Source organism: Cellulomonas triticagri (genome assembly GCF_003696205.1).
In the GTDB taxonomy this organism is placed as follows: domain Bacteria; phylum Actinomycetota; class Actinomycetes; order Actinomycetales; family Cellulomonadaceae; genus Cellulomonas; species Cellulomonas triticagri.
On the sequence record NZ_RFFI01000086.1, the window covers coordinates 1 to 18997 of the forward strand.

Genomic DNA, 18997 nt, shown 5'->3' on the forward strand with positions numbered 1-18997 from the left:
GACGCCGCGCGCGCCGAGGCCGAGGAGGCCGCCGCGGCGCGCCTGCCCGGCACCGCGGCCCGGGTGGCGTGGCTCGTGGGCGGCGCCGTCGTGCTGCTGCTCGCCGTCGTCGCGAGCCTCGCCCTCGGGGCGCGGTCCGTGCCGTTCGGCGACGTGCTCGGTGCGCTGACCCGGTTCGACCCGGGCGTGGACGGGCAGGTCGTCGTGCGCGACCTGCGGCTGCCCCGCACCGTCGTCGGCCTGGGGGTCGGCGTCGCGCTCGGCCTGTCCGGCGCGCTGATCCAGGCGCTCACCCGCAACCCGCTGGCGGACCCGGGCATCCTCGGCGTCAACGCCGGTGCGGCGTTCGCGGTGGTCGTCGGGGCCGCGGCGTTCGGGCTCACCGACATCACGCAGTTCGTGTGGTTCGCGTTCGGGGGCGCGGTCGTCGCGACGGCCGCGGTGTACGCGATCGGCTCCGCCGGGGCCGGCGCCACGCCCGTGCGGCTCACGCTGGCGGGCATGGCGCTCGCGGGCGTGCTCGCGGGCGTCACCTCCGGCGTCACGCTGCTGCGCCCGCGGGTCTTCGACGCCATGCGCTACTGGGGCGCCGGGTCGCTCGCCTCGGTGTCCTGGGACACCGCGCGCTCGGTGGGGGTCTTCCTCGTCGTCGGCACCGTCATCGCCCTGCTCTGCGCCCGCCCGCTCAACGCGGTCGCCCTCGGCGACGACCTCGCCCGCACCCTGGGCACCCGGCTGCCGCTGCTGCGCGGCGCCGTCGTCCTCGCGGTCACCCTGCTGTGCGGGGCCGCGACCGCCGCCGCCGGGCCCATCGGGTTCGTCGGGCTGATGGTGCCGCACGTCGCGCGGTGGCTGGTCGGCCCGGACCAGCGGTGGCTGCTGCCGCTGACCCTCACGCTGTCGCCCGCGCTGCTGCTGCTCAGCGACGTCGCCGGGCGCCTGGTCATCGCGCCCGCCGAGCTGCAGGTCGGCATCGTCACGGCGGTGCTCGGCGCGCCCGTGCTGATCGCGCTGGCCCGGCGCCGGAACGCGAGCACCCTGTGAGCGCCGCGTCCGACCTCGACCTGGGACCCGGCAGGTTCGTGTGGCGCCTGGGTGACGCGCTGTCCGTGCGGGTGGACGCCCGTGCCGCCGTCGTGACCACGGTCCTCGTGCTCGCCGCGCTGGCGACGGGCGTCGTCGCCCTCGGGCTCGGCGACTACACGGTGCCGGTGCCCGACGTGCTCGGTGCGCTCGCCGGGACGCTGGACGGCCCCGCCCGCACGGTCGTGGTCGGCTGGCGGCTGCCGCGGGTGCTGCTCGCCCTGCTGCTCGGCGCCGCGCTGGCGGTCAGCGGCGCGATCTTCCAGTCCCTGACCCGCAACCCGCTGGGCTCTCCCGACGTCATCGGCTTCGCGTCCGGGTCGTACACGGGCGGGCTGGTCGCGATCATCGTGCTCGGCGGCGGGTACACCACCGTCGCGGCGGGCTCGCTGGCCGGTGGCCTCGCCACGGCGGCGGCCGTCTACCTGCTGGCCTACCGGCGCGGGGTGCAGGGGTTCCGGCTCATCGTCGTCGGCATCGGCGTCACCGCCCTGCTCGGCTCCCTCAACACCTGGCTGGTGCTGGCGGCGGAGCTGCAGCAGGCGATGGCGGCGTCCGCGTGGGGCGCGGGCAGCCTGAACGGCGTCGGCTGGCCGCAGGTCGGCCCGACCGTCGGGGTGCTCGTCGTGCTGGTCGTCGCGCTCGGGCTGCTCGGGCGCCGGGCGTCCGTGCTCGAGATGGGCGACGACGCCGCGCACGCGCTCGGCCTCGCGCCGGAGCGCACCCGGGCCGCGCTGGTCGTCGTCGGCGTCGCGTTCACCGCCGTCGCCACGGCCGTCGCCGGGCCGATCTCGTTCGTCGCGCTCGCCGCCCCGCAGCTCGCGCGCCGCCTCACCCGCGCCGGCGGCACCGGCCTGGCGTCCGCCGCGGCCATGGGCGCGCTGCTGCTCGTCGTCTCCGACGTGCTCGCCCAGCGCGCGTTCGCCCCCACCCAGCTGCCCGTCGGGGTGGTCACCGTCAGCATCGGCGGTGCGTACCTCGTCTGGCTCCTCGTCCGAGAGGCCCGTCGCCAGTGACCACCACCACCTCTCTCGCTGCCGCGCGCGTCACGGCGCGGGGCCTGACGCTCGGATACGGCGACCGCACCGTGGTCACCGGCCTGGACCTGGAGGTCCCCGAGGGCGAGCTGACCGTCGTCGTGGGCCCGAACGCGTGCGGCAAGTCGACGCTGCTGCGCGCGCTGGCCCGGCTGCTGCGGCCCTCGCAGGGCGACGTGCTGCTCGACGGGCGGTCGCTGCGGGACTTCGGCAGCAAGGAGCTCGCCCGCACGCTCGGGCTGCTGCCGCAGACGTCCGTGGCCCCGTCGGGCATCACCGTGGCCGACCTGGTGATGCGGGGCCGGTACCCGCACCAGCGCATCGGGCGCCAGCTGTCCCGCGAGGACGCCGTCGCCGTCGCCCGGGCCATGGCCGCCACGGGGGTCACGGCGCTCGCGCCGCGCCTGGTCGAGGAGCTGTCCGGCGGGCAGCGGCAGCGGGTGTGGGTGGCCATGGTGCTGGCGCAGGAGACCGGCACGCTGCTGCTGGACGAGCCGACGACGTTCCTCGACATCACGCACCAGTACGACCTGCTGGAGCTGCTGGTGGACCTGCACCGCGAGGGTCGCACCCTCGTGGCCGTGCTGCACGACCTCAACCAGGCGTGCCGCTACGGGACGCACCTGGTCGCGATGCGGGACGGTGCGGTCGTCGCCCAGGGGGCGCCCGCCGACGTCGTCACGCCGGAGATGGTGCGGGAGGTGTTCGACCTGGAGGCGATGGTCGTGCCCGACCCGGCGGTGGGCACGCCGATGGTCGTCCCCCTGGGGCGGCGGCGCTAGTCCGCGTCGGGGCGGGCCAGCAGGTCCGCCACCTCGGGGTCGGCCAGCGCGACGACGCTGCGGGCGGCGTCCCCGAGCGCGCGCAGCCGCTCGGGTCCCAGGTTGTCCACGACGAGGCGCCGGACCTCCCGCACGTGCCCCGGTGCGGCGCGCCGCAGCTGGTCGCGCCCCGCGGGGGTGAGCCGCGCGCCGGTGCGCTTGCCCGCGGCCGCGCAGTCGCCCCGCGCGACCCACCCGGCGCGCTCCATCCGGGCGACGGCGTGCGACAGCCGGGACGGCGAGCTCTGGATCATCCGGGCGAGGTCGCTCATGGGGATCTCGCCACCGGGGCGCCCGGCCAGGGCCACGAGCAGGTGGTACTCGAACAGGTTCATCCCGGAGTCGCGCTTGAGCTGCGCGTCGAGCACGGCGGGCAGCGTCATCATCAGCCCGGCGACGGCCTTCCAGTCCTCGACCTGCTCGGCCGCGAGCCAGGGGGTGACGTGCCGCTCGGTCATACCGGGGATCGTACCGGTGTTGAACATTCAACACATCCGTGCGTAGGGTGCCTGTTGAACATTCAACACCACTTCTCGGGAGAGACCCATGACCGTGCTGCGGATCGACGCCACCATCCAGGGACCGGCCTCGGCCAGCGCCGCGCTCGCCGACATCGTCACCGCCGAGCTCCTCGCCGCCCGCCCCGGCGAGACCCTGGTGCACCGGCACCTCGGCACCACCCCGATCCCGGCCGACGCCTGGGCCACCGCCGTGGGCTCCGGGTTCACCCCCGAGGCCGACCGCACCCCCGAGCAGGCCGCCGCCGTCGCGCTGGCCGCCGAGATCGCGGGCGAGGTCCGCGCCGCCGAGGCCGCCGTCCTCGCGCTGCCGCTGTACAACTGGGGCGTCTCCCAGCACGCCAAGGCGTGGATCGACCTCGTCATCGCCGGAGGCACCCCGGGCGACGCCGTGCTCGCGGGCAAGCCGGTCGTGCTCATCACCACCCGCGGCGGCTCCTACGCCCCCGGCACCCCCAAGGAGGGCTGGGACCACGGCATCGACTACCTGCGCCGCATCATCGGCGAGGTGTGGGGCGCCGACCTCACGGTGATCGAGCGCGAGCTCACCCTCGTCGGCGTCAACCCCGCGCTCGACGCGTTCGCGGAGCCCGCCGCGCTGATGCGCAAGGAGGCCGAGGAGGCCGCGGCCGCGGCCGGGCGGGCGCTCGCCGCGCGCTGACACCCCCCGACGGCCGCCGCCCCGAACCGGGGTCGGCGGCCGTCGTGCGCCCTGCGACCGGCTCCGTCACCATGGGCGCCATGGCCAAGTACCTGATCTCGTTCCCCAGCGGGGAGATGCAGCTCGGCCCGGGCGGGCTCGCCGCCGCGGCCGAGGAGTCGCACGCGGTCGTCCGGGAGGCCAAGGCCGCGGGCGTCTGGGTGTTCGGCGGCGGCATCGACGAGAGCGTCCCGCCGGTGCGGGTCGCCGCGGACGGCACCGTCACCCCCGGCACCTACCCGCAGACCGCCCGGCTCGAGGGCGGATACACCGTGCTCGACGTGCCCACCCGCGAGGTCGCGCTCGAGTGGGCCGCGCGCATCGCCGCGGCGTGCCGGTGCGCGCAGGAGGTCCGGGCGTTCCAGGACGACCCCGAGAGCTGAGCCGGGTCGGCCTGTGTCAGGGCACGACGAACGGCACGGCGCCCAGCAGCAGGACCAGGGCGAGCAGCGCCGACCCGGCCACCCGCGCGGCGTCCCGCCCCGCACCGGGGGAGGACGACCAGCGGCGCCGCCCGTCGTGCGCCGCGACGGCGGAGAGCGCCGCCAGCAGCGCGCCCACCAGCGGCGGCCACCGGTCCTCGGCGAACGCCGTCCACACGAACACCCCCGCCAGCGCCGCCGCCAGCCACACGAGCAGCAGCAGCCGGTCCGCCCACCACACGCGGTGCGGCTGCGCCGGGTCCGGCCGCACCGTGTCGGGGTGTCGCGGCTCGGCGCGCGCGACCAGGCCGGGGACGGGGTCGGGTCGGCGACGGGGCACGCCCCGACGGTACGCGCTCCGTGCCCGCGGGACCGACGCCGGGTCTTCGCACCCCGTCCGCCCGGCGTTCACCACCCGCGAGCAGACTGCGAGGGAGGGAGGACTCGGCGAGAGGGGCTGGCGATGCAGCAGGTGCGCGACGTGGGCACGCGGTACTCCTGGGCGCAGGTCGACGCCCCCGTCTACGTGGTGGAGTTCGGCGCCGCGCGCGGCGGACCGGCCGAGCGGTGGCGGCTGTCGGACGTCGGCGACGTGCTCGAGGTCTTCGAGTGGGCGGCGCGCGAGCAGCGCGGCCGGACCGCCTCGGTGAGCGTCGAGGTCGAGGACGCCGGCGGGTTCACCCTGGTGCGGCTGACGCCCGAGCAGGGCCTGCGCAACGTCGCGGGCTGGTGACCGCGCCCCCGTTCAGGGGATGAGGCCGAGGTCCCGGAACGCCGGGACCAGGCCCTCGTGCTGCGGCCCCGCGGCCACCCGGTCGGCGGCCGCGAGCACCTGCGGGTCCGCGCCCTCGATCGCCACGCCCACCCCGGCGTGCTCCAGCATCTCGACGTCGTTCATCCCGTCGCCGAACGCGATCACGTCCTCCCGGGCGAGCCCGAGGTGCGCGGTGACTGCCTCGATGCCCACGGCCTTGTGCACCCCCGCGAGGTACACCTCCCCGGAGGACTCGCCCCGCGCGGCGACCGACGACGGCAGGATCCCGACCTCCGGGCCGAGCTCCGCCCCCAGCTCGTGCCAGGGCGTGCGCGAGTCGAAGAACGTCACCTTCGCGAACGAGCACGACGCCAGGTCGTCCCGCATCTCCAGGCCCGCGAGGATGCTCGGCGGACGCGCGTCGCCCGTCTCCGGGTCCCGCACGTGCCCGGCCAGCAGGCGGCGCAGCCGCTCGTCCACGCCCGGTCGCCCGTAGAGCGCCCGCGGCGCCTCCAGCACGTACGCGGCGTCGTGCGCGTCCAGCACCTCGACGACGTGCGCCGCGACGTCCGCGGGGAACCGCTGGTCGCGCAGCACCTGCCCGTCGACCTCCACCCAGCCGCCCGCCGACGCCACGACCCCGTCGAAGCCGACGCCGAGGATGTGCTCCGGCAGCATCGACATCGGGCGGCCCGTGCACAGCAGCACCCGGTGCCCGGCGGCCCGCGCCGCCCGCACCGCCGCCACGTGGCCCGGCGGGACCACGCCGTGGTCGGCGAAGGTGCCGTCCACGTCGAGGAACACGATCTTCGGCTGCGGGGACGTCACGTTCGGCACGCCTCCACCCTAGGCGGCACCGCGCCGCACCCTGGTCACCGTCCGGGGCCCGGGCGTAGCGTCGCAGGTGCCGATGCGGGACCGGACGACCACGAGGACGGGGACGACCATGAGCATGATGGCGGACATGATGAAGGCGATGCCGGCGACCGACGCGGGTACCGACCCGATGTCGATGCAGGCGTGCATCGAGGCGTGCTCCGCGGCCGCGATGGCCGCGACCATGTGCGCGGACGCCGACGGCGGCGAGGGCATGGGCCGGTGTGCGTCGATGTGCGCGAGCACCGCCGACGTCGCCACCACCGCGATGCGGATGATGATGCGCCCGGCAGGCTACGACGCGACCGTCATGGCGTCGATGATGGGCACCTGCGTCGCCATGGCCGAGGCGTGCGCCGCCGAGTGCGAGCAGCACGCCGCCATGTCCGAGCACTGCCGGATCTGCGCGATGGCGTGCCGGGCGATGGCCGACGCCTGCCGCGCGATGGCGGCCTGACGCGCTAGCCGACCGCGGGGCGCGCGGCGAACCACGCGCCGCCCACCGCCAGCAGCCCGGCGACCGGGTGCAGCGCGACCGGCTCGCCGGGCTGCGGCGTCGCGCCCGTGACCAGGTCGTGCACCTCCCCGTCGAGCAGGGCGACGGTCACCTGCGCGTCCGCCTGGGCGAGGACGAGCCCGTCGCGCCAGGCGCTCGGGGAGGCGGTGGCGACGACCGCCTGGATGGGCAGGACGTCGCTGCGGGTGGGGTACGGCACGGGGAGTCTCCTGGGGTGCGGGGCTGCGCGGGCGGCGACGGCCCTGAGGAGCACCTCGGAGGGGTGCGCGGGCGGTCGCGGGTCGGACGACGGGGTCGTCAACGACAGGGGCGACAGCTGCACCGCGTCGCGGGCACCACGGCGTGCCGCGCGGAGCGCGGGGGCGTGGCGAGCCGGACGACGGACATGCGCACGAGTGTGAGCAGTCGCCCCGGCGGTGTCAACGGGTCGTCCGGATGCCGACCCCAGGTGCCCGTCACACACGTCCGCCACCTGGGCCCGCCCTGCCGCGCCACCCGGTGCGCGACCTACCGTCGGCGGACCGGCCCACCGCAGGAGGAGATCCCATGGCACCCGCACTCCCCGCCCTCGTCGCCCCGGAGGCCCTGCGCGCCGCGCTCGACGCCGCCGCCACCCCGCTGCTGGTCCTGGACGCGTCCACGACGCTCGTCACGCACGGCGAGGGGGAGCCGTACACCGCCGGCCCGCTGCGGGAGCAGTACCGCGCCGCGCACGTCCCCGGCGCGGCGTTCGCCGACGTGACCGGCGAGCTGTCCGACCCCGACGGCCCGTACCCGTTCACCCTGCCCGCCCCCGACGCGCTCGCGGCCGCGTTCGGGGCGCTCGGCGTCGGCGACGACACCCACGTCGTGGTCTACGACACGGTCGGCTCCGCGTGGGCGACCCGGGTGTGGTGGCTGCTGCGCTGGCTCGGCCACGACGCCGTCTCCGTCCTCGACGGCGGGCTCGCCGCGTGGCAGGCCGCCGGGTACCCCACCGCGTCCGGCGCCGCCGACGACGAGGCCGCGCGGTCGCGCCCGGCGACGCTCACGCCCCGCGAGCGCCCCGACCTCCTCGCGACGCTCCCGCAGGTCGAGCGGATCTCGGCGGGCACCGCAGCCGGCCTGCTGGTGAACGCCCTCGACCCCGCCACGTTCCGTGGGGACCAGGAGGTCAGCACGTACACCCGGCGCGGGCGCATCCCCGGCAGCGTCAACCTGCCGCTGTTCACGCTCCTCGACCCCGCCACCGGCCGGTTCCTGCCCGTCGACGCGCTGCGCGAGCAGCTGCGGGCAGGCGGGCTGCTCGACGCCGACGGCGCCGTCACCTACTGCGGCGGCGGCATCGCCGCGACGCTGCCCGCGTTCGCGGCGTACGTCGTGTCCGGGGCCGAGGTCGCCGTCTACGACGGGTCGCTGTCGGAGTGGACGGCGCAGGACCGGCTGGCGGTCGCGGTGGGGTGAGGTCGCGGCTACGCGCCGGCGCGGGCGACGGCCTCCAGGCGCGGACCGATCGAGCCGGACATCAGCGTGATCTCCTGCTCGGCCACGCCGTGCCGGCCGGTGCGCCCGGTCATGACGAGTCCTCTCGACAATGGCGAGCACACTCGCCCGATCTCCCGGTCATGGCGACCCTGCTCGCCATAGCGGGTGAGGTCCGCGGCGCGCGGTTCGGTCACGGGGGGGACGACGAAGGCCCGGTCTCCCTCGCGGGGGGACCGGGCCTTCTGCTGTGCCCTCGATAGGATTCGAACCTACGACCTTCTGCTCCGGAGGCAGACGCTCTATCCACTGAGCTACGAGGGCGGGACCTGCTGCGCACCGACCCGGACGGGCTGGTGCGGTGCACGAGACTACCAGGTGCTCAGTCCTCCCCGAGCAGCCCCGACAGGTACGTGGTGGTCTCCTCGACGGCCCGGACGTCGTCGCCGAGCGCGATGGCCTCGACGAGGGCGTCGTGGTTGTCGCCGTCCTGCAGGACCTGCGCGAAGTTGAACCGGATGTTGTCGGTGATCGCGTCGATGAGGTTCTCGTACATGGACAGCAGCACGGGGTTGCGGGCGGCGCGGGCGATGGCGCGGTGCAGCGCGAGGTCGGCGTCGACCATGCGGTCCAGCTGCCGGGACCGGTACGCCTCGGCGCGCTCGTCGCGCAGCGCGGTGATCGTGGCGACGTCCTGGGTGGTCCGGCGGCGCGCGGCGAGGCGTCCGGCCTCGACCTCGAGGCTGCGGCGGACCTCGATGACGTCGCGCTGCCGGGCGTCGGCGATCTGGCGGCCCATGCTGACGGCGAGCTCCGAGGCGGACAGCACGTAGGTGCCGGAGCCCTGGCGGCGCTCGACGAGACCGGCGTGGACCAGCGACTGCACGGCCTCGCGCACCGTGTTGCGGCCGACGCCCAGCAGCTCGACCAGCGCGGGCTCGGGCGGGATGCGGGTGCCGACGGGCCACTCGCCGGAGGTGATCCGGGTCCTCAGCTGCGCCACCGTCGCGTCGATGAGTCCGGTGCGTCGCGTCATGCGGAGTAGTCTCCCTGGTCAGGTGTGCCGCGATTCAACACGACTCGGGTGCCCGTCCGCCAGCGCCCGAGGCCGTGCGCCACCCGCTCAGCCCTGTCCTCGAGGTCGCATGTCGTCGTCCCTGCCCGCCGGTCCCTCTGCTCCGTGGCGCGGTCGCCGTGTCGTGCTGCTCGGTGTGGTGCTGGTCGCGCTGAACCTGCGGATCGCCGTGGCGTCCGTGTCGCCCATCCTGGACCTGGTCCGCGCGGACGTGGCGCTGTCCGCGACGGAGGCGGGGCTGCTGGGCGCGATCCCGGTGGTGTCGTTCGCGGTGTTCGGGTCGCTGACCCCGGTGCTCGCGCGCCGGGTGGGGCTGGAGCCGCTGCTGGTCGCGGCGATGCTGCTGTCGGTGACGGGCGAGCTGATCCGCTCGGGGACCTCGACGGCGACGGGGTTCCTGGGGTGGTCGGTGATCGCGCTGGCGGGCATGGGCATGGGCAACGTGCTGCTGCCGCCGGTGGTGAAGCGGTACTTCCCGGACAAGATCGGCGTGGTCACGTCGATCTACTCGGTGACGATGACGTTCAGCACGGCGGTGCCCGCGCTGCTGGCCGTGCCGGTCGCGGAGCGCCTGGGCTGGCGGACGTCGCTGTCGGTGTGGGCGGTCGTCGGGGTGCTGGCCGCGGTGCCGTGGCTGGTGGTGGTCGTCCGGTCGGCGGCGGCGCGCTCGGAGCTGTCGGGCCTGCTGCGGCGCGCCCCGGCGACGACGCCCGCGCTGACGTCCCGGCACCGGTCGGGCGGGCGGGTGTGGCGCAGCCCGCTGGCGTGGGGCATGGCGGTGACGTTCGCCATGAACTCGCTGGACTCGTACGCGATGTTCGCGTGGCTGCCGCAGATCCTGGTGGACGGCGGGACGTCCCCGCACGCGGCCGGGGTGTGGTTGTCGGTGTTCGCGATCCTGGGTCTGCCGCCGGCGCTGGTCGCGCCGATCGCGGCGGCGCGGATGCGCAACCCGATCGGCCTGGTCGTGTTCTTCGTGGCCTGCTTCGTGGCGTCGTACATCGGCCTGCTCGTGGCGCCGGGTGGACCGGTCTGGCTGTGGATCCTGCTGGGCGGCTTCGGACCCGGAGCGTTCCCGGTGCTGCTCGCGCTCATCAACCTGCGCACCCGCACCTCGGCGGGGGCGGCGTCGCTGTCCGGCTTCACGCAGGGCGTCGGGTACGCCATCGCGGGGACGGGGCCGCTGCTGGTCGGCGTGCTGTACGACGCCACGGGCACGTGGACGGCGGCGCTGCTGTTCCTCATCGGGACGCTCGTGGTGCTGCTGGTCGCGGCGACCGTGGCGTGCCGCCCGGTGATGCTGGAGGACACCTGGCTGCCGCGCCGGGCGCCGGGCGAGGACGTCGACCCCGCCTGACCGGGTGGTCGTGCCGTCGGGTGGACGTGCGGTCGGGGGAGTGCCGTCGCGTCGCTACGCTTGTCCGGTGACCCCCGCTGAGCTCTCCGAGTCCCTGCGCGCCGCCCTCGCGGGCGCCGTCGCCGACGGGACCTTCGCCCTGGACGCCGCCGACCTGCCCGCCACGGTGCACGTGGAGCGACCCCGCCAGCGCGAGCACGGCGACTGGGCCACCAACGTCGCGCTGCAGCTCGCGAAGAAGGCGGGCACCAACCCGCGCGCCTTCGCCGAGGAGCTCGCGCGCCGTCTCGCGGACGCCCCGGGCGTCGCGAAGGTCGACGTCGCCGGTCCGGGCTTCCTCAACATCACGCTGGACGCGGCCGCCGCGGGCGAGCTCGCGCGCTCCGTCGTCGAGTCCGGTGCGGCGTACGGCCGCAACGCGACCCTGGCGGGCGAGAAGATCGACCTGGAGTTCGTCTCGGCGAACCCGACCGGCCCGATCCACATCGGCGGTGTCCGCTGGGCCGCGGTCGGCGACAGCCTCGCCCGCGTGCTGGAGGCCTCGGGCGCGTCGGTGACCCGGGAGTACTACTTCAACGACCACGGCGCGCAGATCGACCGGTTCGCCCGGTCGCTGCTGGCCCGCGCCAAGGGCGAGGAGGCCCCGGAGGACGGCTACGGCGGCCAGTACATCTCCGACATCGCCGAGACCGTCATCGCCCAGGCCGTCGCGGCGGGCGACCCGGACCCGCGCACGCTGGCGGACGCCGAGGCGCAGGAGGTGTTCCGCTCCCGCGGCGTCGACCTGATGTTCGGCGAGATCAAGCAGGCGCTGCACGAGTTCGGCGTCGACTTCGACGTGTACTTCCACGAGGACTCGCTGCACGAGAACGGGGCCGTGGACCGCGCGGTCGCGCGGCTGCGCGAGCTCGGGCACGTCTTCGAGGCCGAGGGCGCGACGTGGCTGCGCACCACGGACTTCGGGGACGACAAGGACCGCGTCATCGTGAAGTCCGACGGCGAGGCCGCGTACATCGCGGGCGACCTGGCGTACTACCTCGACAAGCGCGAGCGCGGCTTCGACCGGGCGATCATGATGCTCGGCGCCGACCACCACGGGTACGTGGGCCGGATGATGGCCGCGTGCGCGGCGTTCGGCGACACCCCCGGCGTGAACCTCGAGATCCTCATCGGCCAGATGGTCAACCTGGTCAAGGACGGCCAGCCGGTCCGGATGAGCAAGCGCGCCGGCACCGTCGTCACGCTGGAGGACCTGGTCGACGCCGTCGGCGTCGACGCCGCGCGGTACTCGCTCGCGCGGTCGTCCACCGACTCGTCCATCGACCTGGACCTCGACCTGCTGACCCGCGCGACCAACGAGAACCCGGTGTTCTACGTGCAGTACGCGCACGCCCGCACCTGCGCGGTCGGCCGCAACGCCGCCGACGCCAGCGTGCGCCGCGCGGACGGGTTCGACGCGTCGCTGCTCGACCACGAGACCGAGGCCGTGCTGCTGGGCCGCATCGCCGAGCTGCCGCGGATCGTCGCGCAGGCCGCCGAGCTGCGCGAGCCGCACCGCGTCGCCCGCTACCTGGAGGAGCTCGCCGGGGCGTACCACAAGTGGTACGACCAGCGCCGCGTGCTGCCGTTCGGCGACGAGCAGGTCGGCGACGTGCACCGCACCCGGCTGTGGCTGAACGACGCCACCCGGCAGGTGCTCGCGAACGGCCTGGCCCTGCTCGGGGTGAGCGCCCCGGAGCGGATGTGACCACGGCCGGTCCGCTCGGCCTGCCCTGGCCCGCGAGCGCCGAGCGCGGCACCGACGGCGCCGTGCGCGTCGCGGGCGTCGACGTCCGCGACCTCGCGGTCGCGCAGGGCACCCCGGCCTACGTGCTGGACGAGGCGGACTTCCGGGCGCGCGCCCGGGCGCTGCGCACCGCCTTCGAGGGGGCCTGCGCGCAGATCGGCGCCGAGGTCGACGTGTACTACGCGGGCAAGGCGTTCCTGTCGGTCGCCGTCGCCCGGTGGGCGCACGAGGAGGGCCTGCGGGTCGACACCGCCACGGGCGGCGAGCTCGCGGTCGCGCTGCGCGCGGGCGTCCCCGGCGCGGACATCGGCCTGCACGGCAACACCAAGTCCGACTCCGAGATCGCCCGGGCGCTCGACGCCGGGGTGGGCCGGATCATCGTCGACTCGCTCGTCGAGGTCGACCGGGTCGTCGCCGCCGTGCGCGCCCGGGGCGCGGGCGCCGAGCCCGCACCCGTGATGGTGCGCGTGACCACCGGCGTGCACGCGGGCGGCCACGAGTACATCTCGACGGCGCACGAGGACCAGAAGTTCGGCCTCTCGGTCGCGACGCCCGCCGGCGGCGGCGACAGCCCGGCGATGACGGCGCTGACGCGAGTCCTGGAGCACCCGGAGCTGCGGCTGCTCGGCATCCACTCGCACATCGGCTCGCAGATCCTCGACCCCGCGGGCTTCGCGGTGGCCGCCCGGACGGTGCTGGAGCTGCGGGCCGCGCTGGCCGCCCGCACCGGCTACCTGGCCCCGGAGGTCGACCTCGGCGGCGGGTTCGGCATCGCGTACCTGCCGGGCGACGTGCCGCTGGACGTCGAGCGGATCGCCAAGGAGGTCGCCGCCGCGGTCGACGCCGCGTGCGCCGCCCTGGGCACTCCGGTGCCGCGGCTGTCGTTCGAGCCCGGTCGCGCGATCGTCGGGCCCACGACGCTGACGCTCTACACCGTCGGCACCGTCAAGCCCGTGACGATCGACGACGGCAGGGTCCGGCTCTACGTGGCCGTGGACGGCGGGATGAGCGACAACATCCGCCCCGCGCTGTACGGCGCGCACTACCACGCGGCCCTCGTCTCCCGGCCGGGGTCGCCGGAGACGGTGCTCGCCCGCGTCGTCGGGAAGCACTGCGAGAGCGGGGACGTCGTCGTGCACGAGGTGCAGCTGCCCGCCGACGTCGCCGCCGGGGACCTGCTGGCCGTCGCCGCCACCGGCGCCTACGGCCGGTCCATGGCGTCGAACTACAACCACGTGCCGCGCCCGCCGGTCGTCGCCGTGCGCGACGGCGCCACCCGCGTGCTGGTGCGCCGCGAGACCGAGGACGACCTCCTGGCCCTCGACCTCGGCTGACCGCTCAGGCCTCGCCCCCGGGGGGTACGCGCGCCAGGGCTCCGTACGGCCCGGCGCGCTCCACCTACCTAGCCCTCGTCGCACCCTCGCTCCCCACCACCAGGTACCTCCACCCCGACCACACTGACGTCCGGGGGTCGCTGAGAGCAGGTGTGATCGGAGGTCGAGGGTGGACGACAGGGTGGACGAGACGATGCTCGTGACCGAGGCGGAGCGCGCCGTGGAGCGCGCGCTGGCCGAGTACCTCGGGGCGACGGCCGAACGGGCGGACCGTCTCCGGGCCGACGCCGCGCGGTCGTTGGTGACCGCGGCGAGCCAGGCGGCCACGCACGGGTGGAGCCAGCGACGCATCGCGGCGGCGATGGGGCGCAGCCAGCCGGAGGTCGCGCGGCTGCTGGGTCGGGTGGACCGCGTGCGTGACCCCGCGGTCCCGGAGGGACCGGCCGCCGGGCCCGCCGCCGAGCCCGAGTCGATGCTCGGGCGGGTGCTCGGGACCCGGCGGGATGCCATCGTCGCGGCGGCGGAGCGGTCCGGGGTGACGAACGTCCGGGTGTTCGGGTCGGTCGCCCGCGGGGAGGACGGCCCGGACTCGGACGTCGACCTGCTGGTCGACGTGGGACCGGAGGTCGGCCTGATGGACCTGGTCGACCTGGAGCTGGAGATCGCGAAGATCCTCGGCAGACCGGTCGACGTCGCCAACGCCCGGGCCCTGCGGCCTGCGGTCGCGGCGACCGTCGAGGCGGTCGCCCTGTGACCCGGACACCGGTCCACCACGTCGAGGACGCGCTCGAGCACCTCGGTGTGGTGCGGTCCCACCTCGACCACGTGCCCACCCAGGCGGGCCTGGCGCTCGACGCCGTGTGCATGCGGTTGTCGGCGGCGATCGAGAGCATCGGCAGGCTGCCGGGCCCGATGCGTGACGCGGTGTGCTCGGGGAAGTGGGATCGCGCCCGCGGGCTGCGCAACCGGCTCGTGCACGGCTACGAGTCTGTCGAGCCCGCCGAGGTGCTCCGTGCGCTCGAGCGGGAGCTCGACCCGCTGGAGCGAGGGCTGCACGACGCCGCCACGCCCTCGTGACCGGAGCCCGCTGACCGGGGGCGCGCTGTCGCCCAGGGTGTGGATGCCCCCTCGGGTCCCTCGACCGTCCCCCTATCCTGTGGTCCGACCGGGTCAGCGGCCCGGTCGGACCACAGGGGCCCCGGCGTCGCCGGGCGTGATCGAGAGGCGTACGCGGTGACCGAACGCGACCAGACCGGCCGACCCACCACGCCCGCCACGACGACGACCCCGGTGCGGGTCGCGCTGCTCGGCTGCGGCGTCGTCGGCACCGAGGTCGTGCGCCTCCTCACCACCCAGGCCGCCGACCTGGCCGCACGCGTGGGTGCCCCGCTGGAGCTCGTCGGCGTGGCCGTGCGCGACGTGGACGCCCCGCGCGACCCGGTCGTGGACCGGTCCCTGCTGACCGCCGACGCCGAGGGCCTGGTCGCCCGGGCGGACGTCGTGGTCGAGGTCGTGGGCGGCATCGAGCCCGCGCGGTCCCTGCTGCTGCGCGCCGTCGAGCACGGCGCCGCCGTCGTGACGGCGAACAAGGCGCTGCTCGCCGAGGACGGCCCGACGCTGTACGCCGCCGCGGACGCCGCGGGCGTGGACCTGTACTTCGAGGCCGCCGTCGCGGGGGCGATCCCGCTGGTGCGCCCGGTGCGGGAGTCGCTGACCGGCGACCGGATCCACCGCGTGCTCGGCATCGTCAACGGCACCACCAACTACGTGCTCGACCGGATGGCCACCGAGGGCCTCGGTCTCGCGGAGGTCGTCGCCGACGCGCAGGCGCTGGGGTACGCCGAGGCGGACCCGACGGCCGACGTCGAGGGCTTCGACGCCGCCGCGAAGGCCGCGATCCTCGCGTCGCTCGCGTTCCACACCCGGGTGTCGATCGCGGACGTCGACCGGCAGGGCATCACGGCGGTCACCGCGGACGACGTCGCGTGGGCCGGTCGCACGGGCCACGTCATCAAGCTGCTCGCCATCGCGGAGCGCCGCACCGGTGCGGACGGCGCCGAGGGCGTGCAGGTGCGCGTGCACCCGTCGCTGGTGCCGCTGGCCCACCCGCTCGCGGGCGTGCGCGGCGCGTTCAACGCGGTGTTCGTCGAGGCCGAGGCCGCGGGCGAGCTCATGTTCTACGGCCGCGGCGCGGGCGGCGCCCCCACGGCGAGCGCCGTGCTGGGCGACGTCGTGTCGGCCGCCCGGCACCGGGTGCACGGCGGGCGCGGCCCGGCCGAGTCCTGGTACGCGGACCTGCCGGTGCTGCCCGCCGACGCCGCGCGCACCCGGTACCAGGTGCGGCTCGACGTGGACGACCGCCCGGGCGTGCTCGCCCAGGTGTCGGCCGAGCTCGCCGAGCGCGGCGTGTCCATCGAGGCGGTGCGGCAGTCGCCCGCGGACACCCCGGCCACCGACGACGGCGCCCCCGGGGTGGCGCGCCTCGTCATCACCACGCACGAGGCGCCGGAGGCCGCGCTGGCCGCCACCGTCGCCGCGATCCGCGACCTCGCCTCCGTGCGCGAGGTCGTGTCCGTCCTGCGAGTCGAGGGAGCCTGATGGCACACCAGTGGCGCGGCGTCATCCGCGAGTACGCCGACCGGCTGCCCGCCCACGTGCAGCAGCGCGTCATCACCCTGGGGGAGGGCGGCACCCCGCTCGTCGCCGCGCCCGCGCTGTCGGCGCTCACGGGGGCCGAGGTGTTCGTCAAGGTCGAGGGCATGAACCCGACCGGGTCGTTCAAGGACCGCGGGATGACGACGGCGATGTCGGCCGCGGCGGGCCGTGGCGCGAAGGCCGTGGTGTGCGCGTCGACCGGCAACACCTCGGCGTCGGCCGCCGCGTACGCGACCGCCGCGGGCATGGTCTGCGCGGTGCTGGTGCCGGACGGCAAGATCGCGATGGGCAAGCTCTCCCAGGCCATCGCGCACGGCGCGACGCTGCTGCAGGTCGACGGCAACTTCGACGACTGCCTCGTGGCCGCCCGCAAGCTCGCGGAGGCGTACCCGGTCGAGCTCGTGAACTCCGTGAACCCCGACCGCATCGAGGGCCAGAAGACCGGCGCGTTCGAGATCGTGGACGCCCTGGGCGACGCCCCGGACATCCACGCCCTGCCGGTCGGCAACGCCGGGAACATCACCGCGTACTGGAAGGGCTTCCGCGAGTACGCGGGCCTGGACGCGGGCGCCGAGCACGGCGCGGTCGCGACGCACACCCCGATCATGTGGGGCTTCCAGGCGGCGGGCGCGGCGCCCATCGTCGCGGGCCACCCGATCACCGAGCCCGAGACGATCGCCACCGCGATCCGCATCGGCAACCCGGCGTCCTGGACGCAGGCCGAGGCGGCGCGCGACCTGTCGGGCGGTCTGATCGAGGCCGTGACGGACGACGAGATCCTGCACGCGCACCGCGTGCTGTCCTCGCAGGTCGGCGTGTTCGTCGAGCCCGCGTCCGCCGCGGGCGTCGCGGGCATCCTCAAGCTCGCCGAGCAGGGCCGGGTCCCGGCGGGCGCGCGCATCGTCGTCACGGTCACGGGCCACGGGCTCAAGGACCCGCAGTGGGCGCTGCGCACCGCCGACGGCGACGACGTCGTGCCCGTCCGGGTCCGCCCCGACGTGGTCGAGATCGCCGACGCGCTCGGCCTCGGCTGAGCCCGGCCGTGCGACTGGGAGCCGACCGGGCGCGGGTGCGCGTCCCGGCGACGAGCGCCAACCTCGGGCCCGGGTTCGACGCCCTGGGGCTCGCGCTGGCGCTGCACGACGACGTCGAGGTCCGGGCCCTCGGGTCCGCCGAGGTCGTCGTGGACGTCGTGGGGGAGGGAGCGGGCGAGGTGCCGTCCGGCGAGGACCACCTGGTGGTGCGCGCGCTGCGGCACGGGCTCGACCACGTCGGCGCCCCGCAGACCGGCCTGCACCTGACCTGCCGCAACCGCATCCCGCACGGGCGCGGGCTCGGGTCGTCCGCCGCCGCGGTCGTCGCAGGGCTGCTCGCGGCGCGCGCGCTCGTCGCCGAGCCGGAGTGGCTGGACGACGACGTCGTGCTGCGCCTGGCGACCGAGCTCGAGGGGCACCCGGACAACGCCGCCCCGGCGCTGCTCGGCGGCGCGACGGTCGCGTGGACGGACGCCGGTGCGGGCACCGCGCACGCCGCCCGGCTGCCGGTGCACGAGACGCTGCTGCCGATCGCGGTGGTGCCGACGACCCGCCTGTCCACGTCGCACGCGCGGGGCGTGCTGCCCGCGCAGGTCCCGCACGGCGACGCCGCGTTCCAGGCCGGGCGCGCCGCGCTGCTGGTCGAGGCGCTGGGCCGTCGCCCGGACCTGCTGCTGCCCGCCACCCTGGACCGGCTGCACCAGGACTACCGCCGGTCGGTCATGCCGGAGAGCCTGGCGCTGGTCGACGCGCTGCGGGCCCTCGACGTGCCCGCGGTGGTGTCCGGCGCGGGGCCGACCGTGCTCGTGCTCGGCCGCGCAGCGGGTGAGATCGCGGACGCGGCGACGGCGCCGACGGACGCCGACCGTGCCCTGGACCAGGTGTTCGGCGGCGCGATGGGCGGGTGGCGCATCGTGCGACCTGGCATCGACGCGACCGGCGCGACCTGGCGGAGACTGCCCTGATCGTGGTGCTCCGGTGCTATGCTGCGGGAGTTCCCCGGACCTCGTCCTGACGTCCGAGCTCCCTCCCCCCGGTGCAGCGCCGCCCCTGGCACGCCGTCCGCGGAGGGTCCGGTACCGACGAGGTCCGCGACGGGGGACGTCCAGCCCACGTGATCCTGACGCTCCGCAGGACGAAGTCCTGCGCGTCGTACGTGCGGCCTCACCGACGCTCCTAGCCCCGACGCGGGGCGGATGCGGACCGCGCCTCATCGGACGGCGACGGTCCCCGACGAGGGGGAAGGGTCCTTCGTGACAGACACCATCGAGCCCGCCGTGAGCACCGGCTCCGGCGGCTCCGCCCGTGGCGGCGCGATCTCCGCGATGCGCATGCCCGAGCTGCAGGCCCTGGCCGCCCAGCTGGGCGTGACCGGGACCTCCCGGATGCGCAAGAGCGACCTGGTCGACGCCATCGAGGCGAAGAACGGCGGGTCGAAGAACGGCGGCGCGAAGTCGTCCACGCGCGCCGCCGCTCCGAGCGCCGACGCACCCGCTGCCGAGGCCCCGGCCACCCGGACGCGCCGCGCCGCGACCCGCGCCGCCGGTCGCCCCGAGACCGCCGAGCC

Annotated in this window: 22 protein-coding genes and 1 tRNA gene; 17 read left to right on the forward strand and 6 right to left on the reverse strand. The window is 75.8% G+C overall.

The window, feature by feature from the left end; all coding sequences use genetic code 11:
* From EBM89_RS14435 to EBM89_RS14445, 3 genes are all read left to right on the forward strand, one after another.
* Window positions 1–1044 (forward strand): FecCD family ABC transporter permease (locus EBM89_RS14435; protein WP_199732138.1); only part of this gene is annotated, 1044 nt, incomplete at its 5' end.
* Window positions 1041–2099 carry a FecCD family ABC transporter permease gene (locus EBM89_RS14440; protein WP_199732139.1) on the forward strand — a complete coding sequence of 353 codons (1059 nt, stop codon included), beginning with the start codon at window positions 1041–1043 and terminating at the stop codon, window positions 2097–2099. The genes EBM89_RS14435 and EBM89_RS14440, both read left to right, overlap by 4 nt.
* The gene (locus EBM89_RS14445; protein WP_199732140.1) at window positions 2096–2902 is read left to right on the forward strand and encodes an ABC transporter ATP-binding protein; all 807 of its coding nucleotides are present in this window, start codon (window positions 2096–2098) and stop codon (window positions 2900–2902) included. Before EBM89_RS14440 ends, EBM89_RS14445 begins: the two co-directional genes overlap by 4 nt.
* Here EBM89_RS14445 and EBM89_RS14450 read toward each other — a convergent pair.
* Window positions 2899–3399, reverse strand: a complete 501-nt coding sequence (locus EBM89_RS14450) for a MarR family winged helix-turn-helix transcriptional regulator (RefSeq protein WP_122150156.1) — start codon at window positions 3397–3399, stop codon at window positions 2899–2901. The two genes, EBM89_RS14445 and EBM89_RS14450, sit on opposite strands and share 4 nt — an antisense overlap.
* 88 nt (window positions 3400–3487) lie before the next feature.
* Here EBM89_RS14450 and EBM89_RS14455 point away from each other — a divergent pair, with 88 nt between their 5' ends.
* On the forward strand, window positions 3488–4120 hold the full coding sequence (locus EBM89_RS14455) for an FMN-dependent NADH-azoreductase (RefSeq protein ID WP_122150123.1): 633 nt from the start codon (window positions 3488–3490) through the stop codon (window positions 4118–4120).
* Window positions 4121–4200: 80 nt separating this feature from the next.
* Window positions 4201–4542 (forward strand): YciI family protein, encoded by a 342-nt coding sequence (locus EBM89_RS14460; RefSeq protein ID WP_122150158.1) that lies wholly within the window; start codon window positions 4201–4203, stop codon window positions 4540–4542.
* A 16-nt stretch (window positions 4543–4558) separates the two neighbouring features.
* On the opposite strand, the gene EBM89_RS14465 is transcribed toward EBM89_RS14460, so the two are convergent.
* The gene (locus EBM89_RS14465) at window positions 4559–4921 is read right to left on the reverse strand and encodes a hypothetical protein (protein ID WP_122150125.1); all 363 of its coding nucleotides are present in this window, start codon (window positions 4919–4921) and stop codon (window positions 4559–4561) included.
* A gap of 123 nt (window positions 4922–5044) precedes the next feature.
* Here EBM89_RS14465 and EBM89_RS14470 point away from each other — a divergent pair, with 123 nt between their 5' ends.
* Window positions 5045–5314 carry a hypothetical protein gene (locus EBM89_RS14470; protein ID WP_122150126.1) on the forward strand — a complete coding sequence of 90 codons (270 nt, stop codon included), beginning with the start codon at window positions 5045–5047 and terminating at the stop codon, window positions 5312–5314.
* A gap of 12 nt (window positions 5315–5326) precedes the next feature.
* On the opposite strand, the gene EBM89_RS14475 is transcribed toward EBM89_RS14470, so the two are convergent.
* Entirely contained in the window at window positions 5327–6172 is an 846-nt protein-coding gene (locus tag EBM89_RS14475) for a Cof-type HAD-IIB family hydrolase (RefSeq protein WP_122150128.1), read from the reverse strand.
* A 109-nt stretch (window positions 6173–6281) separates the two neighbouring features.
* Between EBM89_RS14475 and EBM89_RS14480 the strand changes: the two genes are divergently transcribed.
* Entirely contained in the window at window positions 6282–6668 is a 387-nt protein-coding gene (locus EBM89_RS14480; protein ID WP_122150160.1) for a four-helix bundle copper-binding protein, read from the forward strand.
* Between the two features lie 4 nt (window positions 6669–6672).
* On the opposite strand, the gene EBM89_RS14485 is transcribed toward EBM89_RS14480, so the two are convergent.
* The gene (locus tag EBM89_RS14485; RefSeq protein WP_122150130.1) at window positions 6673–6927 is read right to left on the reverse strand and encodes a nuclease; all 255 of its coding nucleotides are present in this window, start codon (window positions 6925–6927) and stop codon (window positions 6673–6675) included.
* 347 nt (window positions 6928–7274) lie between these two features.
* Between EBM89_RS14485 and EBM89_RS14490 the strand changes: the two genes are divergently transcribed.
* A complete protein-coding gene (locus EBM89_RS14490) occupies window positions 7275–8171 on the forward strand; it encodes a sulfurtransferase (RefSeq protein ID WP_122150132.1) in 897 nt (298 codons plus the stop codon).
* A gap of 269 nt (window positions 8172–8440) precedes the next feature.
* Here EBM89_RS14490 and EBM89_RS14495 read toward each other — a convergent pair.
* Together EBM89_RS14495 and EBM89_RS14500 are read right to left on the reverse strand one after the other, a co-directional pair.
* Window positions 8441–8513: transfer RNA gene (locus tag EBM89_RS14495), tRNA-Arg, on the reverse strand.
* Between the two features lie 58 nt (window positions 8514–8571).
* Window positions 8572–9225: a FadR/GntR family transcriptional regulator gene (locus EBM89_RS14500; protein WP_122150134.1), complete on the reverse strand. Its 654-nt coding sequence runs from the start codon at window positions 9223–9225 to the stop codon at window positions 8572–8574.
* Between the two features lie 109 nt (window positions 9226–9334).
* On the opposite strand from EBM89_RS14500, the gene EBM89_RS14505 reads away from it, so the two are divergent.
* The 9 genes from EBM89_RS14505 to EBM89_RS14545 all read left to right on the forward strand — a co-directional run.
* On the forward strand, window positions 9335–10621 hold the full coding sequence (locus tag EBM89_RS14505) for a CynX/NimT family MFS transporter (RefSeq protein ID WP_122150136.1): 1287 nt from the start codon (window positions 9335–9337) through the stop codon (window positions 10619–10621).
* Between the two features lie 67 nt (window positions 10622–10688).
* Window positions 10689–12368: an arginine--tRNA ligase gene (gene argS, locus EBM89_RS14510; protein ID WP_122150138.1), complete on the forward strand. Its 1680-nt coding sequence runs from the start codon at window positions 10689–10691 to the stop codon at window positions 12366–12368.
* Window positions 12365–13741 (forward strand): diaminopimelate decarboxylase, encoded by a 1377-nt coding sequence (lysA, locus tag EBM89_RS14515; protein WP_122150140.1) that lies wholly within the window; start codon window positions 12365–12367, stop codon window positions 13739–13741. The genes argS and lysA overlap by 4 nt, the downstream gene beginning before the upstream one ends.
* 169 nt (window positions 13742–13910) lie before the next feature.
* Window positions 13911–14495: a nucleotidyltransferase family protein gene (locus tag EBM89_RS14520; protein ID WP_199732141.1), complete on the forward strand. Its 585-nt coding sequence runs from the start codon at window positions 13911–13913 to the stop codon at window positions 14493–14495.
* A complete protein-coding gene (locus EBM89_RS14525) occupies window positions 14492–14818 on the forward strand; it encodes a HepT-like ribonuclease domain-containing protein (protein WP_122150142.1) in 327 nt (108 codons plus the stop codon). Before EBM89_RS14520 ends, EBM89_RS14525 begins: the two co-directional genes overlap by 4 nt.
* A gap of 156 nt (window positions 14819–14974) precedes the next feature.
* Window positions 14975–16339 (forward strand): homoserine dehydrogenase, encoded by a 1365-nt coding sequence (locus EBM89_RS14530; RefSeq protein WP_122150144.1) that lies wholly within the window; start codon window positions 14975–14977, stop codon window positions 16337–16339.
* Window positions 16339–17430, forward strand: coding sequence for a threonine synthase (thrC, locus tag EBM89_RS14535; RefSeq protein WP_122150146.1), 1092 nt, complete (start codon window positions 16339–16341; stop codon window positions 17428–17430). Before EBM89_RS14530 ends, thrC begins: the two co-directional genes overlap by 1 nt.
* A gap of 8 nt (window positions 17431–17438) precedes the next feature.
* Entirely contained in the window at window positions 17439–18395 is a 957-nt protein-coding gene (gene thrB / locus EBM89_RS14540; protein ID WP_122150148.1) for a homoserine kinase, read from the forward strand.
* 288 nt (window positions 18396–18683) lie between these two features.
* Window positions 18684–18997: Rho termination factor N-terminal domain-containing protein (locus tag EBM89_RS14545; protein ID WP_233571753.1), on the forward strand; the 314-nt coding region annotated here is incomplete at its 3' end.

What these genes read in the sequence shown, in the direction of transcription:
- EBM89_RS14450 (WP_122150156.1), bottom strand. Translation starts at nt 3,399, where the DNA reads ATGACCGAGCGGCACGTCACCCCCTGGCTCGCGGCCGAGCAGGTCGAG.
- EBM89_RS14455 (WP_122150123.1), top strand. Translation starts at nt 3,488, where the DNA reads ATGACCGTGCTGCGGATCGACGCCACCATCCAGGGACCGGCCTCGGCC.
- EBM89_RS14460 (WP_122150158.1), top strand. Translation starts at nt 4,201, where the DNA reads ATGGCCAAGTACCTGATCTCGTTCCCCAGCGGGGAGATGCAGCTCGGC.
- EBM89_RS14470 (WP_122150126.1), top strand. Translation starts at nt 5,045, where the DNA reads ATGCAGCAGGTGCGCGACGTGGGCACGCGGTACTCCTGGGCGCAGGTC.
- EBM89_RS14480 (WP_122150160.1), top strand. Translation starts at nt 6,282, where the DNA reads ATGAGCATGATGGCGGACATGATGAAGGCGATGCCGGCGACCGACGCG.
- EBM89_RS14490 (WP_122150132.1), top strand. Translation starts at nt 7,275, where the DNA reads ATGGCACCCGCACTCCCCGCCCTCGTCGCCCCGGAGGCCCTGCGCGCC.
- EBM89_RS14500 (WP_122150134.1), bottom strand. Translation starts at nt 9,225, where the DNA reads ATGACGCGACGCACCGGACTCATCGACGCGACGGTGGCGCAGCTGAGG.
- EBM89_RS14505 (WP_122150136.1), top strand. Translation starts at nt 9,335, where the DNA reads ATGTCGTCGTCCCTGCCCGCCGGTCCCTCTGCTCCGTGGCGCGGTCGC.
- thrC (WP_122150146.1), top strand. Translation starts at nt 16,339, where the DNA reads ATGGCACACCAGTGGCGCGGCGTCATCCGCGAGTACGCCGACCGGCTG.